The organism is Cyclobacterium salsum (assembly GCF_010119245.1).
GTDB lineage: Bacteria > Bacteroidota > Bacteroidia > Cytophagales > Cyclobacteriaceae > Cyclobacterium > Cyclobacterium salsum.
Map to the genome: position 1 here is coordinate 59,435 of NZ_WNKG01000004.1, position 18,490 is coordinate 77,924.

Here is an 18,490-nt window from a genome sequence, read left to right on the forward strand (position 1 = left end):
GTTTATTTCTTTTTCAATCGGGATTAGGAAATGGCTTCCGGACAATAGTGCCCCGGAAAATTTGCCACTGGAAAGCAAAAGGGGTTGGATAAAAGATTTTTGGAAAGCGGAATCAACGATGGATTTTAGAATGTTCAGAAGGTATTCTTTTTCCATCGGAAAATACTGCAATCCTACTGATTCCCTCTAACCTACTTATTTCCAAACAAAATCACCCGTTTCCACACCCCAGTCATTGCCAAAAAAACCGGAAGCCACCACCGCCTCGTATTCGTTTGAAAATACCTCTGTTCCAATTACCGTCAGATCGGGAAAAGCGGTACCCGCCATAAAATACTGGTTGGCATGGACCGCCTTAAAGCCCTTTAGCCCGGTTCCTGCCACCACGCCTACCGAGGCAATATCGCTGTCCGGTCGTGGTTGAATAAAATAACACCCCCAGCCATCGCCGGTCAATACTCGATCCCCTACCTTCATTGCTCCATTGGAAACCTGAACCGGGCTTTCCCCCAGCAAGGCTTTCCAGGCTTGGTTGGTATCTGCATTTCCATAAAGGATCACCCCCCTGTCGGCATATTTTTCCGGTGAAAACTGCTTGTCCGATACCATTTCTATAGAGCCATTTCCCCGATAGCTAAAGGTTTCGGCATCGTACCGTGCCTTGTAAAAATTCCAATCGTTTTCTGCTTTACCTCCCTGGGTGCCGTACACGAAAACTACTTGGTGACGAAACGCATCTTTGAAGTATCCATACCGATGCGGGCCTTTTTTCTCCAGCCCGGGTAGGTCACCGAGCTCCCAGGCTCCGCTATCGTTGCGAGCCAGGACTAATTTAGAAACGGACTGCTCCAGGACTAGCTTACTATCATCCAATTGAATGGACAACGGAAAGGCCAGGCCCGCCATACTTACATCCAATCGCAGGACGGCAACATTCTCCGTTACACCTGAAAGGGATACGGAATCCTCTCCAATATCCAGCTCCACATGGCTGAGTTGGTAGGGATGCGTTTGCTGGTAGATTGTCAGCCAGTTGGAGCTGGAGGAAACCCCCGGACTGGCGGTGTAAAATTCCAGGCTGCGCACTTCTTCCGGTTTGGGGAGCGCATGACTTTTTAAAAAGTCAAACAGGGGCGGCCAATCGGCCGAATGATTTCCGTACCAATGCCCCCCGTCCGGGTATTCGTAGTAAGCAAAATCCGGGTGAAAATCCGCCAGAACCTGCTTCATCTGCCGGGCATGACGCACCGGAACCACCTGGTCGTCATTGCCATGGTTGATATAAACGCCAAAATGTAGGTAATTTCGACTCAGAAGGCGGGTACGCTGCGTATTACCAGCCCTTTCAAACATTCGCTCCGTGGCCGTGCCTACTTTTCGTGTATGTTCTATCCAGTCATGAAGTTCCGCATAACCGGCACAGGGCCCAATGGCTGCCCAATAGTCAGGGTAAGTCGCTCCCAGGTACCAACTGGCATGCCCTCCCATGGAATGGCCGGTGAGGTATATTTTTTGAGGATCGGGCTGAAAGAGTTCCTTTCCAATTTCCAGTACTTCCAGGGCATCCAACCGACCCCAGTCCTCCCAGGCAAAGCCAAATGGCCCTCGGTTGGTGGGAGCTATTATATGTCCCCAATCCTTGGGAGTGTAGACCGCAGCCTGACCTCTGGCCTCTACCCCTGCCCCATGGGTAGAAAAGATGAGCGCAGGCTTTATTTCTTCCGGCACCTTGCCGGGCTGGACGGAATAATACTGAACACTACCGTCAATTCCGCTAATAAAGGTCCGGTCATGTATACTATCAAAAGGCCGGTTTTTCAGCGTCAAGGTCAGCGAATTCAATTTTTTCCCGGAGGCTGAAAGGAGATTTACCTGTACCTCCACTTGCTCGTCCTGTACACCCTGCAACTCAGGTATCCGGAATGGAACGCTCCTGGAAGTCAGCTTTTCAATGGTCGGTACTGGGGTACTCATTTTTTCCATGCCCTTAACGATGCTCTCTACCCGATAGCCGGTAGCCGCTTTTTCGGTCCCATTGATGACTTTTATTCCCGCCCATTTAAATCCTTTTTCTTCCCACACCAGATCCGGCAGGGTCAGTTGATCAGGGCTCAACTGTAAGGGCGATTCCGGAGCGTAAAGAGAGGCCCTTATTTCCGGATTTCTGCCACTTGTCAAATAAAACGAATTCAGCCCTTTTTTCAGCTTTACAGGATGCTTGGTGGTTCCAAAGCCAAAGTGGTCCCCTTCCCGGGGCACTCCATTGATATAGGCTTTCCCATGGCCGGAGGCATCAAAAATCACAACCTTTTCAGCAGGGCTGGTGTATTCCAGGTAAAGGCCTCCGGAAGCAAGTAGGTCGTGCTTGAAAAGGCCGTTCTCATCCGCTGAAATGGCTTCCCAATTGACTCCAGAATCACCTTTTTGATCCGCTGGCTGAATCGATTGGTCTGCCAGCAGCAGCGGAATGACTGGATCGGTAGGGAATTCGCTGCGGGCATAGCGGGGGTATTTTACCGGAGCGCCAAAGCCTGTCACCCACCCTTCTGTAATTACAATTTGATCAGTGTTGGTTTGTGCCCGGATGCCGGAAAATAGTCCGGATAGTAAAATCAGGAACAGTAAAGGGACTAGGGGTTGCTTGCGCATGCAAATTTATGGTTGAAGTGGAAAGGCAACTGGAAATGGTCCTCCAAAACCTGTATTTGTTAAAACAGGTCAAATAACGACATTTTCAATTAGAAAAAGCACCTGTTTATTAAATTAATACATCTAAATGACCTTTTGTGGTGACAAATTTCACCACTTCTGGCAAAATTTTATCTACTATTACTTTTATAGCGTTGACCTTTCACCTTCTGATCTTGTTAAGTGCGATTAAAACCGCCACCAAGATCCCGAAGCGCTAAAAAAAATGTATCGTTACGTGACTTAGGTTGGCACCCTCTGTTGCTGCTTTAGATACGGATAATTATTCCTCCAATCTTGCGGAAACCAGCCGACTTTGTGCTGTGGTATAATAGATCTCGTCACCTGAAATCTTAAAATAAGCCTGGCCGAAATACTCCTCTACCCGATCGATGGAAAAAGAAATAGTCGCGCGATCGAAGGGGAAAAGTTCTTTGGTTTCTGTTTCGGAAAGGGTCTGTCCGTTTTCCATATCCAATTCAAAGAGCTTTTGGCTTTTTGTGTAAAGGAATAGCCGGTCTTTGACAAGGAAAAGTTGTCCTACATCGCGGCTTTGGACTGCTGATTCCCAAACCTGATTGCCGTTAATCCAATCGTAGGCAAATACTTTCCCGCTTCCATTATCATGGTAAAGGAAAATGTTTTTCCCTTCATGGTGTAAAAACTGAGTGATTTCAAATCCGTTCCCATCCCCGGCAGGAAATTTGGTCTCAACCTGTCCGGTCAAAGGAGAACGCAGCATAAAATAGTTAGGCCCAACACTCAAAATTTTATTACCAAAATCTACAGCGAACGAATAATAATTTAAATGTCCAAAATTCCCCGTATCACCTTCCGTTATTTCCCAGAAAACAGTGCAAGCATTAGGATCGATATTCAGTAAACTCCTACCTCCACGAATTGCCATTAACGTCAGCCGGTTATCTTTAAAGAGAAAGTTTCGGACGTTATCTACCCTGAAATCGCCACAAACAGCCACATCATTTCCAGTTTCCAAATCCACCTGGTATAGGGAGGTTTCTCGTTTTTAAATCCAAACCAGGTGCCATCAGACTGACCGGATGGAAAGGTCCCGGAGGGTCTTTCCAACAAAATACTCCCGTCCTCCGGATTCAACTTTACCACCGAAGGATTGTTGATGTCATAATACATTCCCCACAAAAAATCTCCAATTTTCTTTAGTATAAAAGCAGAATCCACCGTTCCTTCGGGAAGTTCCCATACCGGTTCCCCCGTTTCCTTTTCCAGGGAGACAAGACTATTCGGTCCTAGTGGACTGGCATAGTACAGCCCCGCTTCGGAAGCATGAAGAAAAGGCTCCATAGAGAACCCCACTTCTTCTTCTGTCTTATTAACGGACCATTGAACAACAAAGGGCAGTCCTTCAGGATCTTCCAGTAGTGCTTCCTCCTCTTCAATTTCAGGCTCTTCCTCTTCCGGATCGACCACCTGCGGAACATCAATGCTGGTTTCCACACAGGATAAAAAAAACTTCGGAATCAAAACAAATGCAAGAATAGGATTGGAGATCTTCATCGGTTTGCGTTAGAATGAGGAGAAGGTTTTATAATGCTAAATTATCACTAATTTTTGTTTTAATCTTGAAAAAATAAGAAGAAATTAGTTTAAAAATTAATTTTCACCAGTTTTCGTGACCAAGCGCTTATCCTTAACATCTATTGAGTTAATTATCCGACTTAAAAAATTACCGTTCTTTTTTTTCTCAGTCGCTGGAAGGCGAGTCCTTAATCCCAAAAAATCTGGTTTGGATTGTTTTCTCTAGTAATAGACAAAGCAAAATCCAGCGGGCGAAAATTACCTTTTGCAAAAGAATACTTTGAATCCGAAAAAAACTACTCCTTCGGTGGATTGATCATGATATGGGCGCGGTGGGTGCCAGGATCCATGATCCAGGGCATGCCGGGGGCTTCCGGCTTAAGGGCCAGACCGGTGCTTTCCTGGGTAGCCCAGGGAATGTAGACCACATAGCGCAGGTAAGTGTTTTTTACTTCTCCCTTTAGTGCATCGTAATCCTCAGCAGCCGCTGAAAGGGAGTACAGCGTGGCACCCTCTTTGGGCATCTGAAGCGTGCCAGCCTTGGCTTCCGCCTCCCGGGTATCGAAGATTTCCTTAAAACTTTTACCTTCCTTTTTCAATTCCCTACCCCTTTCCATAAATGGCTCCAACTGCTTGTGGTAGCAGGCCACACTAAAACCCTCAGCTGTGGGATCGTCAGCTATGCAAACCATTTCATTACTGCCTTCCCGCAAGACGGCCCAGTTTCCCCGGCTGTCATAGCCATAAACCATGCTTCCTTCTCTCAGCGTTTCGGGAGCTGCCAGGACGGCCGTCTTGATCTGCATGGCTTTAGAGGGTGTTTGCTGTGCTTGGACCTGAAAGAAAAGCACCAGGGCGAAAAGGCTTAGACAAAGTTTTTTCATGGTAGGAAGGTATCTATTTATTCGTTTTATTACGTCTATTAATATAGGGGCTATTTTTATAAAAACAAAAAGCCGCCGGACATTATCCAGCGGCTATTAAAAACCATTCCTGAAAGGATTACCTGGCCAAGCGGGTATTGGTCCCATCCACCGGCGTGCGGTGTTCCCGGTTGGCCAAATCCCAGGCGGTATGAAAGATCAGCCGGGCGCGTTTCTCCATCAGGTCAAACTCGATCTTGTCAACCGTGTCTGAGGGCTGATGGTAGTCGTCGTGCACCCCGTTGAAAAAGAAAATCACGGGAATGTTGTGCTTGGCGAAATTGTAATGATCGGAGCGGTAGTAAAACCGATTGGGGTCATCCTCCGCATCGTAGCGGTAATCCAGGATCAGGTTGGTATAGGTAATATTGTTGTACTCGTTAATGATTTTGAGCTGTGAGGAAAGCATCTCGGAGCCAATCACATACACGTAATCCTGGTTTTCGGCATTTTGGTATTCGTAGTCAATGCGTCCTACCATATCGATATTCAGGTTATTAACCGTATTTTCCAACGGAAATACCGGATTATCCGCATAATACTCCGAACCCAGCAGGCCTTTTTCCTCGCCTGTGACGTTCAGAAAAAGAATACTTCTGCGGGGACGATATCCGTCTGCTGCTGCTTCCGAAAATGCTTCTGCTATTTCCATCACCGACACGGTTCCGGAACCGTCGTCATCCGCACCGTTGTTAATTTCTCCTTCGCTGTTAATGCCCACATGATCGTAATGAGAGGAAATAACCAATACCTCCTCTTTTTTATCAGTGCCTTCCAGGTACGCCAGCACGTTTTCAGTGCCTACCATTAATTTATCCTTTTGAACCTGATAGCGGACCTTTTGAGAAGGGATGGATTCAGGGTTGTTTTTGGCAGCCTCCTTAAGTTGGTCCACGGGAGTTTCAAATAATTTTCCCATCATCTCCGAACTGACCAAAAAAACGGGTTTGTGTTCGGTAGCCTTGTCAAAGCCCAAGCGGCCCCTTCCGGAGAGCGTTTTGTACCGGTTAGCTACCCGATCATAATTAGCCTGTCCTTCCATGGTTACAAGCACCACACCTTCCGCGCCGGCTTCAAAAATCCGATCCACCACTTCCGGGGATCGGGACCCGATGGCCCAGAGTCCGACCAGCTTGCCTTCCACATCTACTTTTGCCAGGTTTTCTTCTGAGGACAATCCCAAAAACACCAAATCGGTGCGGGACCTTCTCTTCATATCGGCATCGCCAATAAAGACAAAATCTTCATTTAGCACCAGCTTCGTTCGGCCTACTCTTAGCTCCACTTCTTCCCAACGTACGCTGGAGAGTTCGAATGGCTGCAGAAAGCTCCCTGCGACGGGTCCGGCCAAGCCCTTTTCCTGGTAAAAGTTGACCAGATACTCGGCCGCCAACTTCTGGCCCTTTTCTCCGGTATCCCTGCCTTCCAACTCATCGGATGCCAGGTAGCTGAGGTGCTTTTCCAAATCTTCCGCCTCAATGGTAGCGGCGTATTTTAAAGATAAGTCTTCCTGCCCCATTACAGGCACGGCAAAAAGGACCAACAGCCCTGCTGCGGCTATCATTGTTTTGTTTTTCATGATGAATGTTTAACGATTCGAATTATTGGTACTAAGTAAACCAATTCCCACCCCAACTGGTTAATAAGACGATATTTAAGGTTAAAATAAATACCTTAATCAGCTAATATTTCTACCTTTGCGGCTCGATTCAGGACAATTTGGTTCGGCCAAAAATAATCATATTTTACGGTATATATGAAAATCAACCTTGCTTCTTCGGAAAAATTTAAAAACAGGCACATTGCTCCCTCGGAATATGACATCCAATACATGTTGGATACCATAGGCGTTTCTTCGCTGGATACCCTGATTGATGAAACCATTCCCCAGAGCATTCGCCTCAAAAAACCACTGCAACTTCCCAAGGCATTGTCGGAAACGGCATTTCTCAAAAGTTTTAAACAAACTGCCAGCAAAAACCAGCTGTTCAAGTCCTACATTGGTTTGGGCTACTACGATACCCTGGTGCCGGGGGTCATCCAGCGGAATATCCTGGAAAATCCGGGTTGGTACACGGCCTACACGCCTTATCAAGCCGAAATTGCTCAGGGCCGCTTGGAGGCACTGATCAATTTTCAGACCATGGTCAGCGAACTTACCGGCATGGAACTTGCCAACGCCTCCCTTTTGGACGAAGGTACCGCCGCGGGAGAAGCCATGACCATGCTGCATGCCAGCAAGCCTCGGTCCAAAAAACAAGCCAACCGCTTTTTTGTGGACGAAAAGGTATTTGAACAAACCAAGGAAATCCTGAAGACCCGGGCACTACCGGTGGGAATCGACCTGGTTTTTGGCTCGCTAAATGAGTTGGATCTTACCGATCCCGAAATTTTTGGCCTGCTACTGCAATATCCCAATGCAGATGGAGAAGTCATTGATTATAGCAAGCTGGTGGAAACTGCCAACGAAAACCATATTTTTACGGCTTTCAGCACCGACCTGTTGAGTCTGACTTTACTGAAGCCGCCTGGGGAAATGGGGGCAGATGTGGTGATTGGTAGCAGCCAGCGATTTGGTGTTCCCATGGGCTTTGGGGGACCACATGCCGCTTTCTTTGCTACCAAAGAACCTTTTAAACGACAAATTCCCGGACGCATTATCGGCGTGTCCGTCGATAAACACGGTAAAAATGCCTACCGCATGGCCCTGCAAACCCGGGAACAACACATCAAACGAGAACGGGCCACCTCCAATATATGTACCGCACAAGTGTTGCTGGCTGTTATGGCCGGGATGTATGCCGTATACCACGGTCCCAAGGGGTTAAAGGCCATTGCTTCGCGCACACATGGCCTGGCGGTGATGACGGCTAATTGGCTATCTCAGCTTGGCTACGAGCAAGTGAATGAGGTGTTTTTTGACACCATCCGCATTCGGGTGGATGAGGTACAAAAGGAAAAAATCAGGGCTTTTGCCTTGTCCAAGAAATTAAATTTCCGCTACGAAAAAGACCATATCCTTCTGAGTTTTGATCAAGCCAAAAACCGGGCAGATGTGGTGGAGATTTACGAAGTTTTCGCCAAATCTACCAATTTACTGCAAGTAGCGACCCCTGAAATACCCAGTGAGATAGATGGAATCCTTCCGGCAGGGTTGGAGCGTAGCTCCGGTTACCTGGAACATGAGGTCTTTCACCGCTTTCATTCCGAGCACGAAATGCTCCGCTACCTGAAAAGACTGGAAAATAAAGACCTATCCCTGGTTCATTCCATGATTTCCCTGGGTTCTTGCACCATGAAGCTGAATGCCACGGCAGAAATGATCCCAGTCACCTGGCCGGAAATTGGCCAACTGCACCCCTTTGCCCCCCAGGATCAGGCCGCAGGCTACTACGAGATGTTTCAGGAACTGAGAAACTGGCTCAGCGAAATCACCGGCTTTGCGGATACCAGCCTGCAACCTAACTCCGGAGCGCAAGGAGAATACGCAGGGCTAATGGTCATCCGGGCCTATCATCAGAGCCGTGGAGAAGATTTCAGAAACATCGTCCTTATCCCTTCCTCTGCACACGGTACCAATCCCGCATCAGCAGTAATGGCCGGTATGAAGGTCGTCATAGTGCCCTGCGATGATAAGGGCAATATCGACGTGGATGCCTTCAAGGCAAAAGCAACCGAACACAAAGATAAACTTTCGGCATTGATGGTGACTTATCCCTCCACGCACGGGGTTTTTGAGGAAGCCATTCAGGAAATCTGCGAGCTGGTACATGAATATGGCGGGCAAGTGTATATGGACGGTGCCAACATGAATGCCCAGGTAGGACTGACCAGCCCCGGAATGATCGGGGCGGATGTTTGCCACCTGAACCTGCATAAGACTTTCTGCATTCCCCACGGAGGAGGGGGTCCGGGCATGGGGCCGATTTGCGTGGCCAAACACCTGGCTCCTTTTCTGCCGGGCAATCCATTTATCCGTACCGGGGGAACTGCTGCCATCAGTCCCATCTCGGCTGCTCCCTTTGGAAGTGCCAGCATCCTGCCCATCTCCTATGCCTACATCGCCATGATGGGAGAAACAGGGCTTTCCAATGCCACTAAGATGGCCATTTTGAACACCAATTATATCAAGAAGCGTCTGGAGGGCAACTATCCCATCTTGTATACCGGTAGCAAAGGCCGGGCGGCCCACGAAATGATCTTGGATTGTCGCGGATTTAAGGACTGCGGCGTGGAAGTGGAAGACATTGCCAAGCGCCTGATGGATTACGGTTTTCATGCGCCGACGGTTTCCTTTCCCGTGGCAGGTACCCTGATGGTGGAGCCCACTGAATCGGAATCCAAAGCCGAATTGGACCGTTTTTGCGATGCGATGATTGCCATCCGCCAGGAAATCCGTGAAATTGAAGAAGGTCAGGTAGATAGCACCTCTAATTTATTAAAAAATGCGCCCCATACAGCTGCCGCGCTTCTTGGTGATAGCTGGGACTATCCGTACTCCAGGGAAAGAGCAGCCTATCCGCTACCTTTTGTGAAAGAGAATAAGTTCTGGCCTTCTGTTGGGCGAATTGACGCGGCTTATGGAGACCGAAACCTGATGTGTAGCTGTATTCCTACGGAGGTCTATGAAGAAGAAAAAGAGGCAGTGGAATAGTATAGTATAAGTAAAAGCCCCTTCGCAGGAAATGCTGAAGGGGCTTTTATTTTTCTGATCAGGAAGAATGTTATTTCAGGCTTCCGGTCATGTCTTCCGGTTTGACCCATTCGTCAAATTGCTCACTGGTCAGCAGGTCTAATGCGATGGCCGCCTCCCGGAGACTTGTGCCTTCTATATGGGCTTTTTTGGCGATCTTGGCCGCATTTTCATAGCCGATATGTGTATTCAGTGCGGTTACCAACATCAGACTATTTTCCAGGTGACGCTGGATAAAGGGCTTGTTGGGCTCAATCCCGATGGCACAGTTGTCATTAAAAGACACACAGGCATCCCCCAGCAGGCGGGCAGAGCTCAGTAGGTTATTGACCATCATGGGTTTGAACACATTCAGTTCAAAGTGCCCATTGGCCCCTCCTACGGAAACTGCGGTATCATTTCCAATTACCTGCGCACAGACCATGGTCATGGCCTCTGCCTGGGTGGGATTAACCTTTCCCGGCATAATAGAGGATCCCGGCTCGTTTTCCGGTATCAGTAATTCGCCGATACCCGACCGGGGACCGGAAGAGAGCATGCGGATATCATTGGCAATTTTCATCAGGCTGACCGCCAGTTGCTTCAGGGCACCGTGCGTTTCTACCATGGCATCGTGCGCTGCCAGGGATTCGAATTTATTCGGAGCGGTGATAAACGGATTGCCTGAAAAGTGGGCTATTTTTTCGGCTACCTTTTCCGCATAGCCCTTTGGCGTATTTAATCCCGTCCCCACGGCAGTACCACCCAATGCCAATTCTGAAAGGTGCGGAAGGGTGTTTTTGATGGCCCGCATGGCATGATCCAGCTGCGCGACGTATCCGGAAAATTCCTGACCCAGCGTCAGCGGCGTGGCATCCATAAAATGGGTTCTGCCAATTTTTACCACCTCCATGAATGACTCGGATTTTGCTTTCAGGGTATTCCGGAGTTTTTGCACGCCAGGAAGAGTCGTTTCTGCGACCATCTTGTAGGCCGCAATGTGCATGGCAGTCGGAAAGGTGTCGTTGGATGACTGGGATTTATTTACATCGTCATTGGGATGGATCTTTTTCTTTTCGTCCTGCAGACTACCTCCCAACAATACATGGGCGCGATAGGCCACCACCTCATTGACGTTCATATTGGACTGGGTGCCGGAGCCCGTTTGCCAAACCACCAGCGGAAATTGATCGTCCAGCTTCCCTTCCAGAATTTCATCGCAAACCTTGGCAATGATGGAAGCCTTTTCCTGCTCCAATACCCCTAAATCCGCATTGGTGAGGGCAGCAGATTTCTTTAGGATGGCAAACGCATGGACGATTTCCAAAGGCATCTGGTGCCTGGGGCCGCCGATTTTAAAATTGTTCACAGAGCGCTGGGTTTGCGCTCCCCAGTATTTTTCTGCGGGCACCTCAACGGGCCCCATGGTATCTTTTTCTATTCTGTAATCCATAAAATGGGCTATTTGACTAATTAAAATGATTCGACTGCTAAATTACAACAGGCAGGGCATAATCCATAAATCCCGGGATAATCTTGCTCCACAAACCTGAAAATTTACCAGGAAGCATTTTTTCCCGCTTTCAATCCCATGGCCTCATGAAAAAGTGCCTGGCTTTCGCGGACTTTTCTCCGAAAATGCCAAAAAGCAAAGCCATAATTGGCCATGCCAGCAAGCAGGCTTGTCAATGCCAACTTCCAATCCTGCATTACAGAAAGAAAAACCACGGTAAGTGCAAAGCTAATAATACCCCAGAATCCAAGTAAAAAAGCCGTGCTCGGAAAAAAGGAATACTCAAGGGATATCAGGCATCCCTTGGACAGAGGCGCCACCTCTCCTTTAATCAGGGGAAGAAAACTATCGGCTTTATCGATCTTTTTAGAAATCCGAAAACAGTCTTCTTTAAGACTTCCGTTAAACACCGCCGTCTCCTGTCGGGTGATCTCGGTTCGGTCCAAAAAATTTACCCATTGGGTGATCCCATCCAGTTTTTTCATTACCTGCCTGTTGTCCATGGTAGACACAAAAGATTCACTGTATTTTGGCACCAATCTCACCATTAAACAACAAACAGATTAAAAGAAAGTTTATACCGCTGCTATACAGGATATCTCCACATTTACGTCTTTTGGAAGGCGGCTTACTTCTACCGTTTCGCGTGCGGGTGGCTCCTGATTAAAGTACTGCCCATAGGCTTCATTTACTGTCACAAAATCATCCATGTTTTTTACGAAAATACTGCATTTAACCACCTTATCAAAAGAGGATCCCGCCTCCCGCAAGATGGCTTCCAGGTTTCTCATCACAGCATGAGTCTCTTCTGTGATGTTTTCATTAATGAGTTCTCCACTTTCTGCGTCCAATGCAATCTGCCCGGAGACGAAGAGCATCCCATTGATTTTTACTGCCTGACTGTAAGGGCCGATAGGAGCTGGAGCTTCTGAGGAATGGATGATTTCTTTAGCCATGTGCTTACTGGATTTAATGAAGCACAAATTAAACTTTAATCAGGGAATAAATCAATTTCGAGAGCAAAGATATCAGTTGGACACCAACTTAAATCCCTCTCCATGCAAGGTAATGATCTGTACTCCCCTATCTGCTTTCAGCAATTTACGGATTTTACTTAGGTAGACATCCATGCTCCGGGCATTAAAATAGCTGTCATCTCCCCAAATCTGTTTGAGCGCAAAGGAGCGACTCACGGTTTCATTTATGGAAGCGGCTAAGAGGCGTAGGAGTTCATTTTCTTTGGAGGTCAGTTTGTGAACTCCTTCGGGCCCTTCCAGTTGTTGCTTGTCGTAATGCAAGACAAATGCTCCAAAGGTATAGGTTTTCAAAGCCGCTTTTTCACTCTGATTATGGGTTCTTCGCAAAATGGCCGAAATCCTCATCAACAATTCCTCCATACTAAAGGGCTTGGTGATGTAATCATCCGCACCTATGCGAAAGCCCTGGATCACATCTTCTTTGAGGTTTTTGGCAGTAAGGTAAATGATAGGAACGTTCTCCTCTACTTTTCGAATTTCTTTTCCAAGGGTAAATCCATCCTTTTTGGGCATCATCACATCCAGGATGCACACCTGAAAATAATCCTTCTTGTACTTATTCCACCCCTCCTCGCCGTCCCGGCAAAGGGTTACTTCAAAGCCCTTAACACCCAAATATTCCTTCAAAATTTCTCCCAGATTGGGATCATCTTCCACCAGTAAAATCTTCGTTTTGCTCATTGTTTTTTGGGTAAGTTGATCGTAAAAATGCTTCCCTGCCCCGGCTCACTTTCCACCTGAATACTGCCTTTGTGGGCTTCCACCATCGTTTTTACATAAGACAGTCCCAGACCAAAGCCCTTCACATCATGAATATTCCCGGTTGGGACCCGATAAAACTTATCAAATATTCGTTTCTGTGCTTCTTTGCTCATGCCTATTCCCGCATCCCGAATTGCCAATGAATACCCCTCCTGTTTTTCTATCACAGATACGTGTATCGAAGGCGCATGATCGGAATACTTGTTTGCATTGTCCAGTAAGTTATTGAGAATATTATTCATATGGAAGGCATCCGCCTCTAAGAAGCCGCTTTGCACCTGATAATTGGTGGTAATCGACCCACCTCTTTTTCCCACCAGCAGTTCAAAATGCTTTTTAGCTTCCTCTACCGCATCTACCAGGTTAATGGATTTCATTTCCAGTTTAAAATCCTTTTTATCAAGGGCTGCGGCCTGTAGCACCTGCTCTACCTGTTGCCCTAAACGGCTATTTTCGTCTTTGATGATTCCCAGATACCGGGACCGAATCGATTCCTGATTCAGTAGATCTGGGTCCTGAAGGGCCTCTATCGCCAAACTTACCGTGGAGATGGGGGTTTTGAACTCATGGGTCATGTTATTAATGAAATCATTCTTGATTTCAGAAATTTTCTTCTGCCTGATGATTACCTTGATGGCATAAACAAAACAACTAATAATAATCACCATAAACAGCAGGGAACTGGATAGCGGCAAAAAAACCTGCTGCAACAGGTAGTTTTCCTTGGTAGGGAAGTAGATGACCAGAAAATTTTCGAGTCCCAACAGATCACTTGGGAAAAGCTCCGCCCGAATTCCCTGAGACTTTAAAAAATCCAGATCAGCTACCTCTCCTATCCCTACGATTCGATTATTCCCGTCAATAATGCCCAGTTCAAAAGGCTGGTCGATGTTTCGGTTAATCAGTTGGTCCCTGACCTCCGATCGGACCATTGCTGTATCTAACCGGCCTAGGATATGCTGATTTCCCTGCGACAATAATTGGTGGATGACTACCTCTACCAACTCAATTTTCATGTTGGCCTGCACAATGGTTTCGGCCACGTTCTGGGATACATTGAATTCCTCAATGATGAATTCCTGCCGGTTGCTGGCATACTGCCTTTTACTGATATAATTGTCATTGTTACTTAAAAACTCCAGGTACTTTTCCTTTTCCTGAAGCAGAATGGCCAGTTCATCCGGAGTGAAAAGTGTGGAAGCCACGGAGGGTGACATGTAAAAATATTTCTCTATTTGACTGAAACTTTTAGGTTCCCCCTCCTTGGAGGCGATCAGTTTACGAAAAGTAGAAGAAATCTGAGGCAGGTCTTGGTCGAATAGGGAATCCACCATGGATGGACGATTTACGGCTACCTGACGGTGCCGGACCTGTACTTGAATGGGCTCGATCGGCTCTAGTAAGGCTTTTTGAAACAAGGTGTCTCTGGCCAGGGAGCTGAGTAATATATCGCTGGCCTCACCTTTCTCCAATCTTTCGGAGGTCGAAGCCAGTGCCTGAAAGACGTTTTGCTCGAAACGCTCTTCGTTGATCTTTAATACATTGCCGACCCAGTAAAACTGAAACCCAATTAATCCCAGGCTGGCCAGGGTCATCAAAAAGACAATGATTTTAATACTGGTTTTTGACATGATACAAATTTAAACGATATCCACCAGGAAATCATTTCCTTAACTATTTTTAACAGCGCACCACCTAATTGCTGTTATCGGTTAAATAACATGTCTGTTCTCCTCAAAATTCTCTGCTAAAACTGTCACCCAAAATTGATTTTAAGTTTAAGTTGCTTTATCTATCTTTGCCAGCTAAATCAGAACCAATGGAAATCAACAACCAACGCTATTGCATTCAGGAAATTCCCTTGTTGGATATCGCCAAAAAATACGGCACCCCGGTTTATGTGTATGACGGAAATAAGATTCTGAACCAGGTGGAATCACTCAAGCAGGCATTTTCCGGGGTGAAGATGAAAATCAAGTACGCGACCAAGGCACTCTCCAATATTTCTATTCTTCAGCTGATGCGGAAAGCCGGCACGGGTGTGGATGCAGTTTCCGTTGAGGAAATTCAGCTTTGTCTTCATGCCGGATTTTCACCCGAAGAGATCATGTATACACCAAACGGTGTTGATTTTGAGGAAATCAAGCAGGCGGTGGAATTGGGTGTCATGGTAAATATTGACAACATACCCATGTTGGAACATTTTGGTACTGAATACGGTCATCAGGTGCCCTTATGCATCCGGCTAAATCCCCATATTCTGGCCGGAGGCAATTCCAAGATCTCGGTAGGACATATCGATAGCAAGTTTGGTATTTCGATCTTGCAGTTAAAGCATGTGCTCAAGATTGTGCAAGCGTATGAGTTGAACGTGGTGGGCTTGCACGTGCATACTGGTTCGGATATATTGGATGCGGAAGTCTTTCTCAAAGGTGCTGAAATCCTGTTTGATGCTGCCAGGGAATTTGATGGGCTTGCCTTTTTGGATTTTGGGGGCGGATTTAAAGTAGGGTACAAGGAAGGAGACATCACCACCGATATTCAGGAAGTAGGGAAGAAGGTCTCCGCTGCATTTCGTGATTTTTGTAAGGAATATGGAACAGAACTGGAAATCTGGTTTGAGCCGGGCAAATATCTGGTTAGCGAAAGCGGCTACCTGCTGGTAAAAGCCAATGTGGTGAAGCCTACACCGGCGACTACTTTCGTAGGAGTGGATTCCGGGCTTAATCATTTGCTTCGTCCGATGATGTACGATGCCTATCACGGGGTGGTCAATATTTCCAAAATGGATGGTCCGGAGAGAGTGTATACCATCGTAGGGTATATTTGTGAAACGGACACCATCGCAGCAGACCGTAAACTCAAAGAAGTAAAAGAAGGAGATGTATTAGCCATAAAGAATGCCGGCGCTTACGGATATAGCATGGCTTCCAATTACAATTCCCGATACAGGCCTCCTGAAGTATTGGTTTTAGACGGTGCCGATTACCTCATTCGAAAGCGAGAAACGTTCGAAGACTTAATTAGAAACCAGACCGTAATCGAATTTTAAAAAAAGTGGGTAAAAAAATTACCCACTTTTTTTATTTAATTTTTTGGTAGTTATTTCAAATTTCCAACTAGTAAATCCATTTTTCATCCGTCCAAAGAAAAAATGGTTTTTTGCTCAAAAAGCCATCGTTGAATAATTTTTCAGAGAATTTGCGAATTCAAATTTTATTCTATTATTTATAGAAATAAATCATGTTTGTAGTATTTCATTTAAAAGTATTCTAATTACATAAAATAATATTTCAAAAAATAAATTACAAAAAAGATTTTATGTAAAACAGAAATCCAAGTTTAAAATGGAAATACTGGAAGGAAATGTCGGCCGGCAAGTGGGTCGGATACCTGGTATCCGAAAAATGAGGTAACAATAACAATTTAACTTTTAACATATCATAGAAATGATGGCGTCCAAAACAAAAGCGATTATGCAGATCCACCTGGACCAGAAAGATGCGCGCATTATAGGGGAGGACCTGCTGGAATACGCTGAGACTTTAAGCGAAGCGTTGGGCATGGACACCCTGAAAATCCAAAGGGAAATGCAATCTGGTGATTTAAACCATTTGATCATCACGTTCAACTATTATTTTGGAGAGTACATTGAGCTGCTGGATTCCGATCACAGAATCAGTTCATGAAGGGATCCGGCTTACAGCTACTTTTATTTGAAAAAAAATGTAAACAAAGGAGGTAAAAAGCGGCTTTATTTAGAAAAGAAATAAAGCATAAATGGAAAAAACAGCACGGCTTATATTGGGGGATCAGCTAAACCAACGACACTCCTGGTTTGGAAAAAAGGAGGAGTCGGTGGTTTACCTGATGATGGAGATAAGACAGGAAACGGATTATGTAAAGCACCATGTACAAAAGGTATTGGCATTTTTTCAATCCATGCGAAACTTTGCTGATTGGTTGGAAAAGCAGGGACATCAAGTCATTTACCTGCCTATCGACCATAAAGAAAACCGGCAACATCTGGAAGAAAACATCCTGCATGTAGTCAAAAGCGAAAAGTTTAAGCGGTTTGAATACCAATTACCCGATGAGTACCGGCTTGACATACAGCTTCAAAAGATCTGTAAACAGCTAAACATCAAAACCAAAAGTTTTGATACCGAACATTTTTTGAGCGACAGGGAGTCGGTTAAAACTTTTTTTTCAGGCAAGAAAAGCTACCTGATGGAATCGTTTTACCGATCCATGCGTGAAACGTTCGACATCTTGATGCAAGGCCAAAAGCCGTTGGGAGGGAAATGGAATTACGACCAGGAGAACCGAAATAACTACCGGGGAGAGGTGCCGGTCCCCCCCCTGCCGGCTTTTGGCCGGGATCTCAACGAGCTTCTCAAAACCATTGAAAAAGCGGAAATAGAAACCCTCGGAACCGTGGACCCTAAAAATTTTCCCTGGCCCTGCTCCCGTGAGGAATCGGTTACCGTGTTGGAATTCTTCCTGGAGGAACTATTGCCTTATTTCGGCACCTATCAGGATGCCATGCATAGCGGGGAGCCTTTTCTTTTTCATAGTCGGCTCAGTTTTGCATTGAACAGCAAGATGCTCCAGCCCCTGGAAGTGATTCAGAAAGCGGAAAGCTGCCTGCAGAAAAACCCGGAGAAATATGGCATGGCTCAGGTGGAAGGCTTTATCCGGCAAATTCTGGGTTGGCGGGAGTTTATGCGGGGAATTTATTGGGCAAAGATGCCGGATTATGCCCAGATGAATTTCTTTGGTCATAAGAGACCCTTGCCCTCCTTTTTCTGGGATGGAAACACCAAAATGAATTGCCTGAAACATGCCATCGGCCAATCCCTGGAGCATGCCTATGCCCACCACATACAGCGGCTGATGGTCACCGGCAATTTCGCGCTGCTGGCCGGAATTGATCCGGATGAAGTGGATCAGTGGTACCTGGGCATCTATATAGATGCCATTGAATGGGTGGAAATCACCAATACCCGGGGCATGAGTCAGTTTGCGGATGGGGGCATCGTGGGCACCAAGCCCTATGTCTCCTCTGCCAATTATATCGACAAAATGAGCAACTATTGTGGTTCCTGCCATTATTCCAAAACCAAAAAAACGGGAGATAAGTCTTGTCCTTTCAACAGTTTGTATTGGGCTTTCTACGAGCGAAATCGGGAAAAACTGCAAAATAACCCCCGCATCGGCTTCGTGTACAACACCCTCTCGAAAATGAAGCAAAAGGATGAAATCCTGGAACAGGCGGAAAGTTATTTGGAAAGGCTGGAGGAGCTTTAAGGGTTTATAAGCTTATTTTTGGTTGAAA

The 18,490-nt window shown here is 46.3% G+C and carries 14 protein-coding genes; 4 read left to right on the forward strand and 10 right to left on the reverse strand.

Translation table 11 applies throughout. The features are described 5' to 3' along the window. Window positions 1-195 precede the first annotated feature (195 nt). The 5 genes from GJS45_RS07555 to GJS45_RS07575 form a co-directional block, all read right to left on the reverse strand. Window positions 196-2,649, reverse strand: coding sequence for a carboxylesterase family protein (locus tag GJS45_RS07555; RefSeq protein WP_162340873.1), 2,454 nt, complete (start codon window positions 2,647-2,649; stop codon window positions 196-198). A gap of 322 nt (window positions 2,650-2,971) precedes the next feature. Then, window positions 2,972-3,691, reverse strand: coding sequence for a PQQ-binding-like beta-propeller repeat protein (locus GJS45_RS07560; protein ID WP_162340874.1), 720 nt, complete (start codon window positions 3,689-3,691; stop codon window positions 2,972-2,974). After that, window positions 3,640-4,224 (reverse strand): hypothetical protein, encoded by a 585-nt coding sequence (locus tag GJS45_RS07565; protein ID WP_162340875.1) that lies wholly within the window; start codon window positions 4,222-4,224, stop codon window positions 3,640-3,642. The genes GJS45_RS07560 and GJS45_RS07565 overlap by 52 nt, the downstream gene beginning before the upstream one ends. Window positions 4,225-4,541: 317 nt before the next feature. Next, window positions 4,542-5,129 carry a hypothetical protein gene (locus GJS45_RS07570; protein ID WP_162340876.1) on the reverse strand — a complete coding sequence of 196 codons (588 nt, stop codon included), beginning with the start codon at window positions 5,127-5,129 and terminating at the stop codon, window positions 4,542-4,544. 118 nt (window positions 5,130-5,247) lie between these two features. After that, a complete protein-coding gene (locus GJS45_RS07575) occupies window positions 5,248-6,747 on the reverse strand; it encodes a M28 family peptidase (RefSeq protein ID WP_162340877.1) in 1,500 nt (499 codons plus the stop codon). A gap of 177 nt (window positions 6,748-6,924) precedes the next feature. Here GJS45_RS07575 and gcvP point away from each other — a divergent pair, with 177 nt between their 5' ends. Then, window positions 6,925-9,822 (forward strand): aminomethyl-transferring glycine dehydrogenase, encoded by a 2,898-nt coding sequence (gene gcvP, locus GJS45_RS07580; RefSeq protein ID WP_162340878.1) that lies wholly within the window; start codon window positions 6,925-6,927, stop codon window positions 9,820-9,822. Window positions 9,823-9,892: 70 nt separating this feature from the next. Here the strand turns inward: gcvP and fumC are convergent, their stop codons facing one another. The 5 genes from fumC to GJS45_RS07605 form a co-directional block, all read right to left on the reverse strand. Further along, the gene (gene fumC / locus GJS45_RS07585; protein ID WP_162340879.1) at window positions 9,893-11,293 is read right to left on the reverse strand and encodes a class II fumarate hydratase; all 1,401 of its coding nucleotides are present in this window, start codon (window positions 11,291-11,293) and stop codon (window positions 9,893-9,895) included. Window positions 11,294-11,397: 104 nt separating this feature from the next. Further along, on the reverse strand, window positions 11,398-11,901 hold the full coding sequence (locus GJS45_RS07590) for a hypothetical protein (protein WP_162340880.1): 504 nt from the start codon (window positions 11,899-11,901) through the stop codon (window positions 11,398-11,400). 27 nt (window positions 11,902-11,928) lie between these two features. Next, entirely contained in the window at window positions 11,929-12,309 is a 381-nt protein-coding gene (locus GJS45_RS07595) for a RidA family protein (protein WP_162340881.1), read from the reverse strand. Between the two features lie 72 nt (window positions 12,310-12,381). Beyond that, the gene (locus GJS45_RS07600; protein ID WP_162340882.1) at window positions 12,382-13,071 is read right to left on the reverse strand and encodes a response regulator transcription factor; all 690 of its coding nucleotides are present in this window, start codon (window positions 13,069-13,071) and stop codon (window positions 12,382-12,384) included. Beyond that, on the reverse strand, window positions 13,068-14,783 hold the full coding sequence (locus GJS45_RS07605; RefSeq protein ID WP_162340883.1) for a sensor histidine kinase: 1,716 nt from the start codon (window positions 14,781-14,783) through the stop codon (window positions 13,068-13,070). The genes GJS45_RS07600 and GJS45_RS07605 overlap by 4 nt, the downstream gene beginning before the upstream one ends. Window positions 14,784-14,971: 188 nt before the next feature. Between GJS45_RS07605 and lysA the strand changes: the two genes are divergently transcribed. The 3 genes from lysA (at window position 14,972) to GJS45_RS07620 (ending at window position 18,462) form a co-directional block, all read left to right on the forward strand. Next, window positions 14,972-16,204, forward strand: a complete 1,233-nt coding sequence (gene lysA / locus GJS45_RS07610; protein WP_162340884.1) for a diaminopimelate decarboxylase — start codon at window positions 14,972-14,974, stop codon at window positions 16,202-16,204. Window positions 16,205-16,601: 397 nt separating this feature from the next. Further along, window positions 16,602-16,841, forward strand: coding sequence for a hypothetical protein (locus tag GJS45_RS07615; protein ID WP_162340885.1), 240 nt, complete (start codon window positions 16,602-16,604; stop codon window positions 16,839-16,841). 91 nt (window positions 16,842-16,932) lie between these two features. Continuing rightward, window positions 16,933-18,462, forward strand: a complete 1,530-nt coding sequence (locus GJS45_RS07620) for a cryptochrome/photolyase family protein (protein WP_162340886.1) — start codon at window positions 16,933-16,935, stop codon at window positions 18,460-18,462. Window positions 18,463-18,490: the final 28 nt, after the last annotated feature.